The sequence below is a fragment of the Streptomyces reniochalinae genome, assembly GCF_003323735.1.
GTDB lineage: Bacteria > Actinomycetota > Actinomycetes > Streptomycetales > Streptomycetaceae > Streptomyces > Streptomyces reniochalinae.
Genome location: NZ_QOIM01000032.1, coordinates 1 through 12,925 on the forward strand (window position 1 = coordinate 1; position 12,925 = coordinate 12,925).

Here is a 12,925-nt window from a genome sequence, read left to right on the forward strand (position 1 = left end):
ACGATGGACGCCGACGGCCACGACGCCGGCCTCGACGCCAACGGCGTATCCCTCGTCCTCACCCCCGGCGGCCTCATCAGCTCCCACGCCTGAACCCCGACCAGACCCGGGCAAGCCGGGGACGGGAGCCCAGCGAGTGACGGCCCAGGCCAGTACGGTTCAGGTGCGCACCACAGCCGCCGCGTGCGCGCTGGAGCCGTTCGCCGACGGCCAGACCCTCGGAACCCGTCCCCGCCCCCTCGGCCTGCTCGCGCAGACCGCTCAGGGTGTGACGCTTGGTGGGCCACCGGGCCCCCTCGTTGCGTCGTGGCCGTCGCCGAGCTCGACGACCCGGCAGCGGTGGAACTCGGCCCCTTGTTCGCGACACCGCTCGTGTCGTGGAGACGTTGTGCCGGCCCGAGCAGACCTACGTCTGCATGTGGTCGCACGGCCGCGACGCACGCAAGCACCTGCACATCGCGGTCCAGCCGGTGACCGCCGAGGTGCCGGACGGGACGTCCTCACGCCGCTGATGAACGGCTGCGCTCCCTGGTCATCCGGCCCTCCCCTCCGCCGGCCGACGGCCCGCCGGGTCAGCCTCTCCAAGGGAGAGACAGACCCGCGATCACCGAGGTTCCGCGCGCAGGGCGAGGCCGGACGGTCCGAGCGGCGAGGCCGTCGACGAGGAACAGTGCTCGGCCGCCCTCACCGTCGGTGTCCGGGAGCATGCTCGCCAGCGATCCTCCCCAGCACACCCGCCTCCGCAAGCTGGTGACCAAGGCGTTCACGACCGGGGCCGTCGCCACATTGCGACCGTTCGTCGAACGAGTGACCAGTTCGTTGCTGGACCAATGGCCCGCCCAAGGCGAGGTCGACGTCATCGCTGACCTCGCGATGCCCTGCCCGTCACCGTGGTCTGCGAGCTGCTCGGCGTTCCCGAAAACGACCGCGCAGACGTCAAGCGGTGGTCTGCCGACCTGTTCGCGGCGGGCCAGCCCGAGCGGATCGACGCGGCCTCACACGAGATCGCCGAGTACATGCCGGGCCTCATTGCCCACAGGCGTGACAGCCCTGGCGACGCACTTCTCGATCGCCTCATCCTGGCCCGGGATGGCGAGGACCGGCTCAGCGAGGAAGAGCTGGTGTCCCTGGCCGTCCTTCTCCTCCTCGCCGGGCACGAGACCACGACCAACTTCATCGGCAATGCTCTCCTCGCGCTCCTCCAGCAGCCTGCCAGTCTGGAGCAGTTGCGCCACGACCCAGATCTCCTGCCGGGGACCTTGGACGAACTGCTCCGCCACAGCTCCCCCGTCAGCATGGCCACGTTTCGGTACACGACCGAGGCCATCGCCCTCGGCGGAACCGACCTCCCAGCCGACGCCCCTGTGCAGGTGGCCATCGGAGCCACCAACCGGGACCCCGGCCGGTTCCCCTCCCCCGACCAACTCGACCTCGGGCGGAACGCCGGCGGACACCTGGCCTTCGGCCAGCACCGCTGCATCGGCGCCCCGCTAGCTCTTCGGCTTGGTCAGGTCGTAGAAGGTGGAGCTTCCGACGGTGACCTTGGTGAAGTTCTTCTCCACCCAGGAGCTGATCTGCGAGGCGGTGCCGCTGGACCCGAATCCACCCCCACCGCGGGGAGCCTCGGCCCCTCCACCCTTGCCATCGGCTCCCTTGCCGCCGGACTTCTTGCCTCCGCCGCCCATGCCTCCGGCGATGTAGTAGTGGATCTTGCCGTCGGACACGTACTGCTTGAACTCCTTGAGGGTCGGGGACGGGTCGCTTCCGTTGAAGCCGCCGATCGCCATCACCGGGTCGCCGGTGGCGAGCTGATAGCTGGCCGCGTTCTGCGAGCCGGTGGAGGCCGCCGCCCAGGTGTAATCCTCGGCGTCCCGCTCCAGCAGGGCCTTGGCCTTGTCACTGACCTGAGCGCCGTCGAGGAGGCCGCCCATGCCGCCACCACCGCCGCCACCACCGGGTCCGCCGCCACCGGGCATGCCCTTGCCGCTCGGGGCCCCCGCCTGATGGTTGCCCTTGCCGTTCGGCGCACCGCCCGGCATGCCCTTGCCGTTCGAGGTGCCGCCGGGCATGCCGTTGGGGGTACCGGCCCGGTGGTTGCCCTTGCCGTTCGGCGCGCCACCCGGCGTGCCCTTGCCGTTCGAGGTGCCGCCGGGCGCACCACCAGGCCCGCCCTTACCCGGCATCCCCTTGCCGCCGCCGGGCGGGCCCATGCTGCTGGCTCCGGACGGGCCGGCGGTCACGATGGCGCCGGAGTGCCCGGTGTTCAGCGTGGTGAAGGTGTACGCGGCGGGACCGGCCAGGCACACCAGGACGGCGAGTCCTCCGGCGAGCCAGGCCAGTGGCCGCCCCAGGCGGTTCACCGCCGGCAGCGCTGCTGCGGCGACCACTGAGCTCACGAGGACGGCCCAGCGCAGCCAGGGCAGGTACTCAGGGGTGCGGTCGAGCAGCAGGTAGGACCACACTCCTGTTCCCACGACGGTCGCCGCCAGCACGGCCCGGGCCGCCGCGTGGGCCCGCCTCTCCCACAGCAGGGCCGCACCCATGCCCACGAGGGCGGCGATGTAGGGGGCCAGGGCGACGGTGTAGTACTGGTGGAAGATCCCGGCCATGAAGGAGAAGACGCCGGCTGTCATCAGCAGGGCGCCGCCCCAGGCGAGGAACGCTGCCCGTGTCGCGTCCGTGCGGCCGGCACGGCGGGTGATCACCAGGCCGACGGCGCACAGGAACAGCGCGGTGGGAAGGAGCCAGGCGATCTGGCTGCCGACCTCGTCGCCGAACATGCGCGTGATGCCGCTCTGGCCGAACATACCGCCGCCCCCGCCGCCTCCGGGGCCGCCGCCGACACTGCCCGTCTCGTTGCCGTTCAGCCGGCCGAAGCCGTTGTAGCCGAAGGTCAGTTCAAGGAACGAGTTGTGCTGTGAGCCGCCCACGTACGGGCGGGAGGAGGCGGGCCACAGTTCGACGGCCGCCACCCACCAGCCGCCGGCGACGACCATGACCACGCCGGAGAGCAGCAGTTGGCCCAGCCGCTTGAGCGGCCGTACCGGAGCGCACACCGCGTACAGGAGTGCCAGCGGCGGCAGGATCAAGAACGCCTGGAGCGTCTTGGCCAGGAAGGCCAGACCGACCGCGGCGCCCGCCCACGCGAGCCACTTGGTGCGTCCGTCCTCGATCGCGCGCAGCACGAGGTGAACCGTGACGGCCATCAGCAGGGCGAGCAGGGCGTCGGGGTTGTTGAAGCGGAACATCAGCGCGGCGACCGGCGTGAGCGCGAACACCGCGACGGTCAGCAACCCCGCCAGGGCACTGAACCGACGGCGCACCGCCGCGTAGAGCACCCCGGCCGTGGCCACCCCCATCAGCACCTGCGGGGCCAGGACGGTCCAGGAGCTGAGTCCGAAGAGCCGTACCGCAAGTGCCATGGGCCACAGTGCGGCCGGCGGCTTGTCGACGGTGATGGCGTTGCCCGCGTCGAGAGAGCCGAAGAAGAACGCCTTCCAGCTCTGGCTGCCCGCCTGCGCCGCGGCCGAGTAGAAGGAGTTGGCGTAGCCGGAGGCACTGAGGTTCCACAGGTAGGCGAGTGCGATCACCAGCAGGAGGGCGAGGAGGACGGGCCGCACCCACGCGGGGTCCTCGGCGCGTCCGCGCCAGAGGCGCACGTGCCAGGGCGCACTCGACCGGCGGCCACGGGATCGCGGCGTCGGCGCCGTAGCGGCTGTGGGGCCGGCTGCGGTGGAGTGGGTGGTCATCGAAGGGTCTCCTGGGTGTCTCGGACGGTGGTCTCGGGCCGGAGCGGTTCCGCGAGGCGCTCCGGCGTATCGGGGGTTCCCGGCGTCTCCGGCCCCTGTGCCTGTGGTGCTCCGGCTGCGCCGGGCCGTGCGGTCGCGGCGGCCGAACGCTGCTCGGAAAAGACCCACACCCGCAGGAGCAGGAACCGCAGTACGGTCGCTGCGAGGTTGGCGGCGATCAGTACGGCGAGTTCCGCGCCGTGCGAGTGGTGCGGGTCCGCGGTGTCGAGAGCGGCCAGCGAGCCGCTGGTCAGGGCGAGGCCGATGGCGAAGACGACAAGCCCCTGCGCCTGGTGGCGGACCGCCCGTGTCCGGCCTCGGACGCCGAAGGTCAGGCGCCGGTTGGCCGCGGTGTTGGCGACGGCGGAGACGAGGAGCGCGAGGGCGTTGGCGGCCTGGGCGGCGACCCCCGTGCGGAAGAGGGAGTACAGCAGCAGGTAGAAGAGGGTGGAGAGGGCTCCGACAGCGCAGAACCCGACCAGTTGCCGCGCCAGTCCCCCGGGGACGCCCTTCACCTGCCGGTCGCGCGGGTCGTCGCCGAAGGGGCGGGCGAGCCGGTCCAGCGGCAGGGCCCCGGAGGCGAGTGCCCGGCCCACCCGCCATACGCCTTTGAGGTCGTCGGTGGCCGTCTTGACCACGTTCACCGAGGAGTGCGGGTCATCCACCCAGTCCACCGGCACCTCGTGGATGCGCAGCCCCGCCCGCTCGGCGAGGACCAGCAGCTCGGTGTCGAAGAACCAGCCGGTGTCCTCCACCAGCGGCAGTAGTGCCTGCGCCACGTCGCGCCGTACGGCCTTGAAGCCGCACTGGGCGTCCGAGAAGCGGGCGTGCAGGGAGCCACGCAGGATGAGGTTGTAGGCGCGCGAGATGAACTCGCGCCGGGGCCCGCGCACCACGCGTGAGGCCGGGCTGAGCCGGGTGCCGATCGCCAGGTCGGAGTGGCCGGAGATGAGCGGGGCGACCAGCGGCAGCAGCGCGTTGAGGTCGGTGGACAGGTCGACGTCCATGTAGGCGAGGACGGGGGCGTCGGAGGCCGCCCACACCGCGCGCAGCGCACGTCCGCGGCCCTTTTGGGCCAGCCGCGTGTACGCCGCGGACGGCAGCTGCTCGCAGAGTGCGGCGCCGACGGCGGGTGTGGCGTCGGTGGAGGCGTTGTCCGCGATGGTCACGCGAAAGGGGTAGGGGAAGTTCCGTGTGAGGTGGGCGTGCAGGCGGCGTACGCAGGGCCCGAGGTCGTTCTCCTCGTTGTAGACGGGGACGACGACGTCCAGGACCGGAGCACCCGGGGAAGGGCCGTGCGTGTCCGCGGGCAGATGGTCCCGCGTGGGCAGCGGCCCTGGCGGGAGAGTCTGGGATCGAGGCTCGGTTCGCATGTTGTCGAGCCTCGCCAACGGCCCTGTCAGGACCTTGTGCTCAGCCTGTGGGACGCCTGTGAGTTTCCGGCCGGGAGGCCCGTCCCTCTCCGAGCCCGCTGGGAAGGCCGCCGTGGGGCCCGTCAGCCGGAGCCGTATCCAGCGCGGCCGGCAGATCGACGGTGAATACGGTTTGTCCCGGCACGCTCTCCACGCGCACCTCTCCTCCGTGCGCGGTGGTGACGGCCCGGACGATGGCCAGGCCGAGGCCGGTGGACCCGGAGGCTCGGGAGCGGGAGGTGTCGCCGCGCGCGAAGCGTTCGAAGACGTGCGGCAGCAGGGCGGGCGGGATGCCGGGGCCGTCGTCGTGGACCTCCAGCAGCAGCCGGGGCCCGGCCCGGCGCACGCGGGCCGTGACCGTGGTGCCGGGCGGGGTGTGGCGGCGGGCGTTGGCCAGCAGGTTGACCAGGACCTGGTGCAGGCGCTGGGGGTCGGCCCGTACGCAGGTGGCCGCCCCGCCTTCCTCCGGCAGGTCGAGCCGCCACACGTGGTCGGGTCCGGCGGCGTGCGCGTCCGCGACCGCGTCGACGACCAGCGGGCACACATCCGTGTCCGCGAAGGACAGCGGACGCCCGGTATCGAGGCGGGCAAGGAGCAGCATGTCTTCGACAAGCCCTGTCATCCGCCCGGTCTCGGCCTCGATCCGGCCCAGCGCGTGCCGCATCTCGGGGCCGGCCGGCACCCGGCCGCGCCGGGTCAGCTCGGCGTAGCCGCGGATGGAGGCGAGCGGGGTGCGCAGTTCGTGGCTGGCGTCGGCCACGAACTGCCGCACCCGGGTCTCGCTGCGCTGACGCGCGTCGAGCGCGGAGTGGACGTGGTCGAGCATCCGGTTCAAGGCGGCGCCGACCTGGCCGACCTCCGTGCGCGGGTCCGCCTCGGTGTCGGGAACGCGCTCGTGCAGCGCGACTTCCCCGCTGTGCAGCGGCAGCTGGGATACGCGGGTGGCGGTGGCAGCCACCCGCCGCATCGGTCGCAGGGCGACCCCCACGATCGCGGCGGAGGCGATCCCCGCGGCTGTCAGCCCGGCGCCCGCGACGGACAGTTCGATCACGAGCAGGGTGCTGATCGTCCCGTCGACCTCCGAGGTGGGCCGGCCCACGTAGAAGGCGCCGCGCACTCCGTCTGCGTACCGCACGCGGTAGTCGCCCCGGCCCGGAAGCTCGACACCGTGGGCCTTGCCGTCCCGCGCCACACCGGCCAGGGCGTCGAGCTGGGCGCGGGTGAGGTCACTGGCCTGTGTACGCACCCCGCCGCCGGAGCTGGAGCGGTCGGTGTTGATCTCTCCGTCGGTCACCCGCACGTTCCCGTCGTCGCCCCTCCCGACCCGGGCACCTATCGTGCCGGAGGTGGCACCCTTGGTGACGAAATCGTAGGTGTCCCCACCGGGCGGCGGAGGATCCCGCCTGTGGGGGTCCATACCCTGCGGCAGCGACTTGGGGCCTGCGGCACGTATGGCGATCTGGCCCACCTCGTCGTCGAGCTGCCGGTACAGGTACGAGCGCAGGGCGATGGTCGTGACGGCTCCGATGACGGCGGCGACGACCGCGATCAGGGCCACGCAGGAGACCGCGAGCCTGACACGCAGGGAGTGAGGGCGGGCACGACGGCCGGACCGGGTGCCAGGTGCGCTGATGCCTCCTGCGCCTCTCACGGCACCTCGTCCGCGGGTTTGATGAGATAGCCGGCGCCGCGCCGTGTGTGAATCATCGGATCGCGGCCGGCGTCGATCTTGCGGCGCAGGTAGGAGATGTACAGCTCGACGACGTTGGCCTGGCCGCCGAAGTCGTAGGACCACACCCGGTCGAGGATCTGCGCCTTGCTGAGCACCCGGCGCTGGTTGCGCATCAAGAAGCGCAGCAGCTCGAACTCCGTAGCTGTCAGGTGGATGTACTGGCTGCCGCGGTAGACGTCGTGGCTCTCCTCGTCCAGCGTCAGCTCGCCCACCCGGAGTACGGACGCGTTGCCGCGGTCGCCCGCCCCCGCCCGTCGGATCAGCCCCCGTAGCCGGGCCACCACCTCCTCCAGGCTGAAGGGCTTGGTGACGTAGTCGTCGCCCCCCGCCGTGAGCCCGGTGATCCGGTCCTCCACGGCATCCTTCGCCGTCAGGAAGAGCACCGGAACGTCCGCCCTCTCGTGACGCAGCCGCCGCAGAATCGCGAGGCCGTCCATGTCCGGCAGCATGATGTCCAGCACCACGGCGTCGGGACGGAACTCGAAGGCTGCACGCATGGCCTCCTCCCCGTTCGCGGCGGAGCGGATCTCCCATCCCTCGTAGCGCAGGGCGAGCGAAAGCAACTCGGTGATCGACTGCTCGTCGTCCACGACGAGTACCCGGACGGCGCTGCCGTCCGGCCTCAGCAGTTCGGTGCGCCCCTGGGGCATGGAGGTGGCCATACGACCAGTGTGTGTGCGGACCCTGAGAGCCGCCTGTCGGCTTCCTGTGAATCTGCTGAGAAACCCGCGCCCCACATGCTGTCTCTGCCGCTACCCCCCCCGGGCAGGGCCGGGAGACAAACGAGATAAACACGAATACGCACAGTCTGGCATCACACGGTAAGCAATTGCACACACAGCATCCGCACCGAGGTGGCACCGACTGTGCCAGTCAAACACACCGCCCAAACGAGCACAGGCTGTCACGGACCAGCCGGACCGTTGCACACCGGGCACCACCTGCGCGCCCCTACAGGCCGGGCCGCACCCCGCGGTCCGCCGACGGCTGAGGCCGCGGGCCTCAGCCGTGTCCGCACAGCCCCGTCAGGCGGCCTCCGCCGAGCCCACCCTTCGCGGGTCGGCGCAGGCGTGGGCCTCGCCGGTGGCACGGTCGAGGCAGATGCCTTCGAAGTTGCCGGTCAGCGCGTTCCACGGGTTGACGACCCGCGTCCACAGGCGTTCCCTGTGCGCCCAGGCGCGTGTCTGCTCCAGGACGTCCTTGTCGAACCCCGCCTCCAGCAGGTTGCCGGGTTGCCAGCCGCGTTCCGGGCTGTGGGGCCGGGCGCCGAAGCGGGGGGCGTGCACGGACTCTTCGATCGTCATGCCGAAGTCGAGGATGTTGACCACATTCTGCAGGACGTTGGCCACCAATGAGACCGAGGGCGAACCGGAGACCAGCACGGGCCTGCCGTCGCGCAGGACGAGGTTGGGCGCGAGGTAGACGCTGGCGTGCTCCCCGGGCTGCGGCATCACCCGCTGGAAGAAGGAGCCTCCGCCCGAGAGCTGGAAGCCCTCGCTGAACAGGCCGTTGACGAAGCCCGAGCACATGTGGGAGTGCGTGAGCGAGACGGTGTCTCCGGCCGCGTCGACGACGCTGATGTGGATGGTGCCGGGCGTCGGGGTGGCGTTCGAGGGCGGTGGCGTCGCGAGCAGCGCGGTCCGGGTGCGGGCGTACTCCTTGGACAGCAGCACTTCCAGGCGTGTGCGGTCCTCCTCCAGGCCGTACTGGAGCGGCGGGGCGTAGTACGCCGCGTTGTGCGCCTGGATGAGGAGACGCAGCGTCTCCGGATCGGCGGTGGGCGGGCCCATGCGCGGCAGCTCGACCGTCTCCAGCATGTTCAGCGCGCAGATGAGCTGGACACCGCCGTCGTCCGGTGGGGGCGAGGCGACGATCTCCGCGCCCCGGTAGGTGCCGCGTACCGGCTCTTGGACGTGGACGCGGTAGGCGGCGAAGTCCCTCTCGTGGAGGACTCCCCCGTCCGCGCGGGCGGTCGCTGCGACCGCCCGCGCGAAGTCGCCGAGGTAGTAGTCCATGCCCTCGTCGCGCAGTCGCTCCAGCGTCCTGGCGGCACGCGGCTGCCGGATCGTCTGTCCGGGCACGGCCAGGTGCCCCTCCTCGAAGAAGACCTCGCGCATCTGCTCGGAGGCGCCCAGGTGGGCCTGTTCCCCGTAGGCGACCCCGTACAGGAACGGGTTGACCTCGAAGCCGTCGGTGGCCGCGGCGAGCGCCGGTGCCAGCAGCCGGGCCCTGCCGAGCGTGCCGAAGCGGCGCCGGGCCTCTTCGAAGGCGGGCCACCAGCCGGGGACGGGTACGCCTCGGCCACGGGTGAGATCGGCGCCGGAGAAGTCCGGCAGCGGTGCGAGGGGCGCGGCCACGTTGCCGTTCACATACCGCGTGGCGCCGGTGGCGGCGCTGCGGTGCAGCAGGCTGAGGCCGCCGGTGAGGGAGGTCATGTGCGGTTCGACGATCAGTTGGGTGGCGGCGGCGGTGAGCGCGGCGTCGGTGGCGTTGCCGCCGTCCCGCAGGACCTCCCGGGCGGCGCGGGTCGCCAGCGGATGCGAGGTGACGACCATGCCGCCGCTGCCGCGCACCGGGGGCTTGGGCCCGTAGCGGGCGGGCGGCACCGGGTCCCGCCCTGTGTCGTGGGCGGCGCTGTGGGTGTTCACTTCTTCTCCGTTCCGGTGGGCGCGTGCTGGTGCGGGGTGGCCGGTGTCCTCGCGGCCGCGTGGGTCTCACGGGCCTCGTCGACGGACTTCGGCAGCGCGAAGGCGGCGACAAGGGCGGAGGCCAGGCAGATCAAGGCCATGTACCAGCCGAACGACACCTCGGTGCCCGTGCTGCCGACCAGCCAGGTGGCCAGCAGTGGTGCGGTGCCGCCCAGCAGCGTGGTGCCGACGTTGTAGTTGAGTGCGGCGGCCGTGCCGCGGATGTGCGGCGGGAAACTCATCACGTAGGCCGTGGTCAGTGGCGCGCCGACGACGTTGTTGATGACGGTGAAGACGACCACGGCGACGAAGGCCAGGGCGAAGGAGCCGGACTCGATGGCCAGGAACGTCGGCACGGTGAAGAGCACGAACACGCCGTAGCCCCACACCAGCAGCCGCCGCCCGCCGTACCGGTCGGCGCATCTGCCGCCCCAGATGGCGGCCGGGGCACCCACCACATAGGTCAGGATCGCGGCCAGCAGCGCCCGGTCCTCGCCGAAGCCGTTCTGCACCAGGGCGGTGACGAAATAGCTCTGGATCACGAAGGAGCCGACGCGCTGACCGGCGCCGAGGCCGATGGCCCGCAGCATGTCCCGCCAGTGGTGGCGGACCGCCTCGGTGAACGGTGCCTGCTCGACGCCGTTCTTCCGTGCCTCTTCGAGCGCGCGCCGGTACTCGGGCGCCTCGGTGGTGTGCCGGCGGATGTGGAGGGTCACCAGGGAGAGCGGCGCGGCCAGCAGGAACAGTGCCCGCCAGCCCCAGGAGTTGAAGCTCTCGCTGGGCAGCGTGACGATCAGGACGTAGGCCAGTACGGAGGCGATCAGGGGGCCGAGCGAGGTGGAGCCGACGCTCCAGCCCGAGAGGTAGTTGCGCCGGTGCCGCGGCCCGTGTTCCAGCAGGAAGTTGGTGGCCACCGTGTACTCGGCGCTGGCGCCCAGTCCCTGTATCAGCCGGCAGAGCGCCAGCAGCACGGGCGCGGCGACACCGAGCGCCGAGTAGGAGGGCAGCACACCGATCGCCAGGGTTCCGACGGACATCAGCGAGATGGTGACCGTCAGCACGAACTTGTGGCCCTTGACGTCGGCCAGCCGTCCCATGAGTGTGCCGCCGATGGGCCGGATCGCGTAGGAGAGGATCAGCCCCAGGTAGGTGGAGAGCAGCGCCACGGTCGGGTCGCTCTGGGGGAAGAAGGTGCGCGACATGATCACGGCGAGGATGCCGTAGAGGGCGTTGTCGTACCACTCGACGGCGTTGCCGAGCATGGCCGCCCACAGCACCCGGCGCCAGGGCGGTGCCCCGACGTCGGGGGCCGGGCCCTCGTGCGGGCCGCCCCGGATGTCCGCGGTCGCGCTGTCGGCCGTGTCGCGGTGGGCGGGCGGCGGAGCCGGTCGTGCGGGGGTGTCCGTCATCGCACACCTCCTCTTCGTCTCATTCCGTGCTTGGCGTACGTACGTGGGTGAAGCAGCCGGATCCCGGTAGTCGTGGGGGCGGCCGTGTCGCGGTGGGCGGACAGGCGGCGACGGCCCGGTGGGGTGCGGTGGCCGTCAGCCGGTGGTGCCCCGGCCGTAGGCGCGGCGGGCCTCCTCGGGGGTGGCGACCCCTTCCTGGACGTCCCTCTCGACCTGCTCGGGTGCCCGCTCGGCCGGGTCGCCGTAACCGCCGGCGCCTGCCGTGACGACGCTGACCCGGTCGCCGGGGCGCAGCACGGTGTGGCCGCGGTCCACCGGCTGGGCACCTGGGCTCAGTTCGACGCGGGCGCTGCTTCCGGGAAGCCCGCCGAACAGGCCCCAGGGCCGGGAGTGGAGCCGACTGGTGTCCAGCCAGAACTGCACGGCCGCGTCCCCGTCCCCACCGCCTTGGTCTTCCGCGGTGTGTGGCGAGCCGTCCGCGCCGGTGCCCGGTGAGCGCTCCTCGACCCGGACGGTGCGGCGGATGCCCATGCCGCCGCGGGTGCGGCCCGCGCCGCCGGAGTCAGGCACCAGCTCGTACGCCTCGACGACCAGCGGGTACTCGGTCTCCAGCGCCTCGACCGGCAGGTTGGAGGTGTTGGTGACGTGCACCTGCACACCGTCGAGGCCGTCCTTGTCGGCGCGGGCGCCCGATCCGCCGCCGATGGTCTCCAGGTAGACGAAGTAGCGGTCCCTTGCCCGGTCGTAGCCGGAGAAGTGCACTCCCGTGTTGGCGCCGTTGGCGGCGGCGGTGACCCGTTCGGGGACGGCGGGCGCGAGAGCGCCGTGCACCAGGTCGACCACCCGCTGACAGGTCTCGGTCCTGCCGTTGACAGCGGCGGGCTCCTGGCAGTTGACGAGGGTGCCGAGCGGCGCCTCGATCGTGATCGGGCGGTGCAGCCCCGCGTTGGAGGGGATGTCGGGGTCCACGAGGGTCTTCACGGCGTAGTACACGGTGGCGTACAGGGCCGTGCGCACCATGTTGACGGAGGCACGCACCTGCCCGGGGTTGCCGGCGAAGTCGAAGTGGAGCTCCTCTCCCGCCACGGTGATCCGCACCCGCAGTTCCAGTTCGGTCTCCTCCAACTCGGGGCAGTCGAAGCTGTCGGTGAACTCGTACGTGCCGTCGGGCACCTCAGCGATGGCGGCCCGGGTGCGGCGCTCGGTGTAGTCGAGCAGGGCAGCCGACGTGGTGACCATGGTCGCCCGGCCGTACCGCTCGACGAGTTCGCCGTAGCGGGTGACCGCGAGCCGGTTGGCGGCGAGCTGGGCGCGGAAGTCGGCGCGGCGCTCGGTCGGCACCTGACAGTTGGTCAGCACCAGTTGGAAGATGTCGTCGACGATCGTGCCCTCGCGGGCGAACCGCACCGGGGGGATGCGGATGCCCTCCTGGAAGATGTGGGCGTGCCCTCGGTCGCCGAAGTCGGCGTGGTGGGCGAGGTTCGCGGCCCAGGCGGTGAGCCGGCCCTCCGCGAAGACGGGGGTGACCAGCACCATGTCCGGCAGGTGCGAGCCGCCGCCGGAGTACGGGTCGTTGCTCAGGAAGGTGTCACCGGGCCGGATGTCCTCGATCGGGAACCGTTCCAGGACCGCCGCGACGACGCCGATGAGCGAGCCGAGGTGGATGGGTGAGGCCTGTTCGGCCTGGGCCAGCATGTGCCCCTCGGCGTCGAAGAGGCCGGCGGTGCAGTCCCGGCGTTCCTTGATGTTGCTGGAGTAGGCGGCGCGGACCAGTGTCTCGCCCATCTCCTCCACGAGGGAGGACAGGGCCGCGCCCATGACCTCGACCAGGACGGGGTCGGGCGCTGCCGGCGGGGGTGGGGTGACGGTGTCGTTCATCGGCTTTCCTCGTGCGACG

At 71.7% G+C, this 12,925-nt stretch carries 8 protein-coding genes and 1 pseudogene; 2 read left to right on the forward strand and 7 right to left on the reverse strand.

Annotation, left to right across the window (positions count from 1 at the left end):
- The first annotated feature begins 377 nt into the window (after positions 1-377).
- Positions 378-512 carry a hypothetical protein gene (locus DQ392_RS35815; RefSeq protein ID WP_281272979.1) on the forward strand — a complete coding sequence of 45 codons (135 nt, stop codon included), beginning with the start codon at positions 378-380 and terminating at the stop codon, positions 510-512.
- Between the two features lie 181 nt (positions 513-693).
- Positions 694-1,496 (forward strand): annotated as a pseudogene (locus tag DQ392_RS12230) (cytochrome P450); the annotation flags it as partial.
- Here the strand turns inward: DQ392_RS12230 and DQ392_RS12235 are convergent.
- The 7 genes from DQ392_RS12235 to DQ392_RS12265 form a co-directional block, all read right to left on the reverse strand.
- Positions 1,491-3,749 (reverse strand): ArnT family glycosyltransferase, encoded by a 2,259-nt coding sequence (locus DQ392_RS12235; RefSeq protein ID WP_114015597.1) that lies wholly within the window; start codon positions 3,747-3,749, stop codon positions 1,491-1,493. The pseudogene DQ392_RS12230 and the gene DQ392_RS12235 sit on opposite strands and share 6 nt — an antisense overlap.
- Positions 3,746-5,161 (reverse strand): bifunctional glycosyltransferase family 2/GtrA family protein, encoded by a 1,416-nt coding sequence (locus DQ392_RS12240; protein ID WP_114015598.1) that lies wholly within the window; start codon positions 5,159-5,161, stop codon positions 3,746-3,748. Before DQ392_RS12240 ends, DQ392_RS12235 begins: the two co-directional genes overlap by 4 nt.
- 40 nt (positions 5,162-5,201) lie before the next feature.
- The gene (locus tag DQ392_RS12245) at positions 5,202-6,758 is read right to left on the reverse strand and encodes a sensor histidine kinase (protein WP_114015599.1); all 1,557 of its coding nucleotides are present in this window, start codon (positions 6,756-6,758) and stop codon (positions 5,202-5,204) included.
- 89 nt (positions 6,759-6,847) lie between these two features.
- Positions 6,848-7,594 (reverse strand): response regulator transcription factor, encoded by a 747-nt coding sequence (locus DQ392_RS12250; protein WP_114015600.1) that lies wholly within the window; start codon positions 7,592-7,594, stop codon positions 6,848-6,850.
- 363 nt (positions 7,595-7,957) lie between these two features.
- Positions 7,958-9,580 (reverse strand): gamma-glutamyltransferase, encoded by a 1,623-nt coding sequence (locus DQ392_RS12255; protein WP_114015601.1) that lies wholly within the window; start codon positions 9,578-9,580, stop codon positions 7,958-7,960.
- Positions 9,577-11,028 (reverse strand): MFS transporter, encoded by a 1,452-nt coding sequence (locus DQ392_RS12260; RefSeq protein ID WP_114015602.1) that lies wholly within the window; start codon positions 11,026-11,028, stop codon positions 9,577-9,579. The genes DQ392_RS12255 and DQ392_RS12260 overlap by 4 nt, the downstream gene beginning before the upstream one ends.
- 135 nt (positions 11,029-11,163) lie before the next feature.
- Positions 11,164-12,906 carry a hydantoinase B/oxoprolinase family protein gene (locus DQ392_RS12265; RefSeq protein ID WP_114015603.1) on the reverse strand — a complete coding sequence of 581 codons (1,743 nt, stop codon included), beginning with the start codon at positions 12,904-12,906 and terminating at the stop codon, positions 11,164-11,166.
- Positions 12,907-12,925: the final 19 nt, after the last annotated feature.

Coding starts and splice junctions, on each gene's coding strand:
- DQ392_RS12235 (WP_114015597.1), bottom strand. CDS start 3,749: ATGACCACCCACTCCACCGCAGCCGGCCCCACAGCCGCTACGGCGCCG.
- DQ392_RS12240 (WP_114015598.1), bottom strand. CDS start 5,161: ATGCGAACCGAGCCTCGATCCCAGACTCTCCCGCCAGGGCCGCTGCCC.
- DQ392_RS12250 (WP_114015600.1), bottom strand. CDS start 7,594: ATGGCCACCTCCATGCCCCAGGGGCGCACCGAACTGCTGAGGCCGGAC.
- DQ392_RS12260 (WP_114015602.1), bottom strand. CDS start 11,028: ATGACGGACACCCCCGCACGACCGGCTCCGCCGCCCGCCCACCGCGAC.
- DQ392_RS12265 (WP_114015603.1), bottom strand. CDS start 12,906: ATGAACGACACCGTCACCCCACCCCCGCCGGCAGCGCCCGACCCCGTC.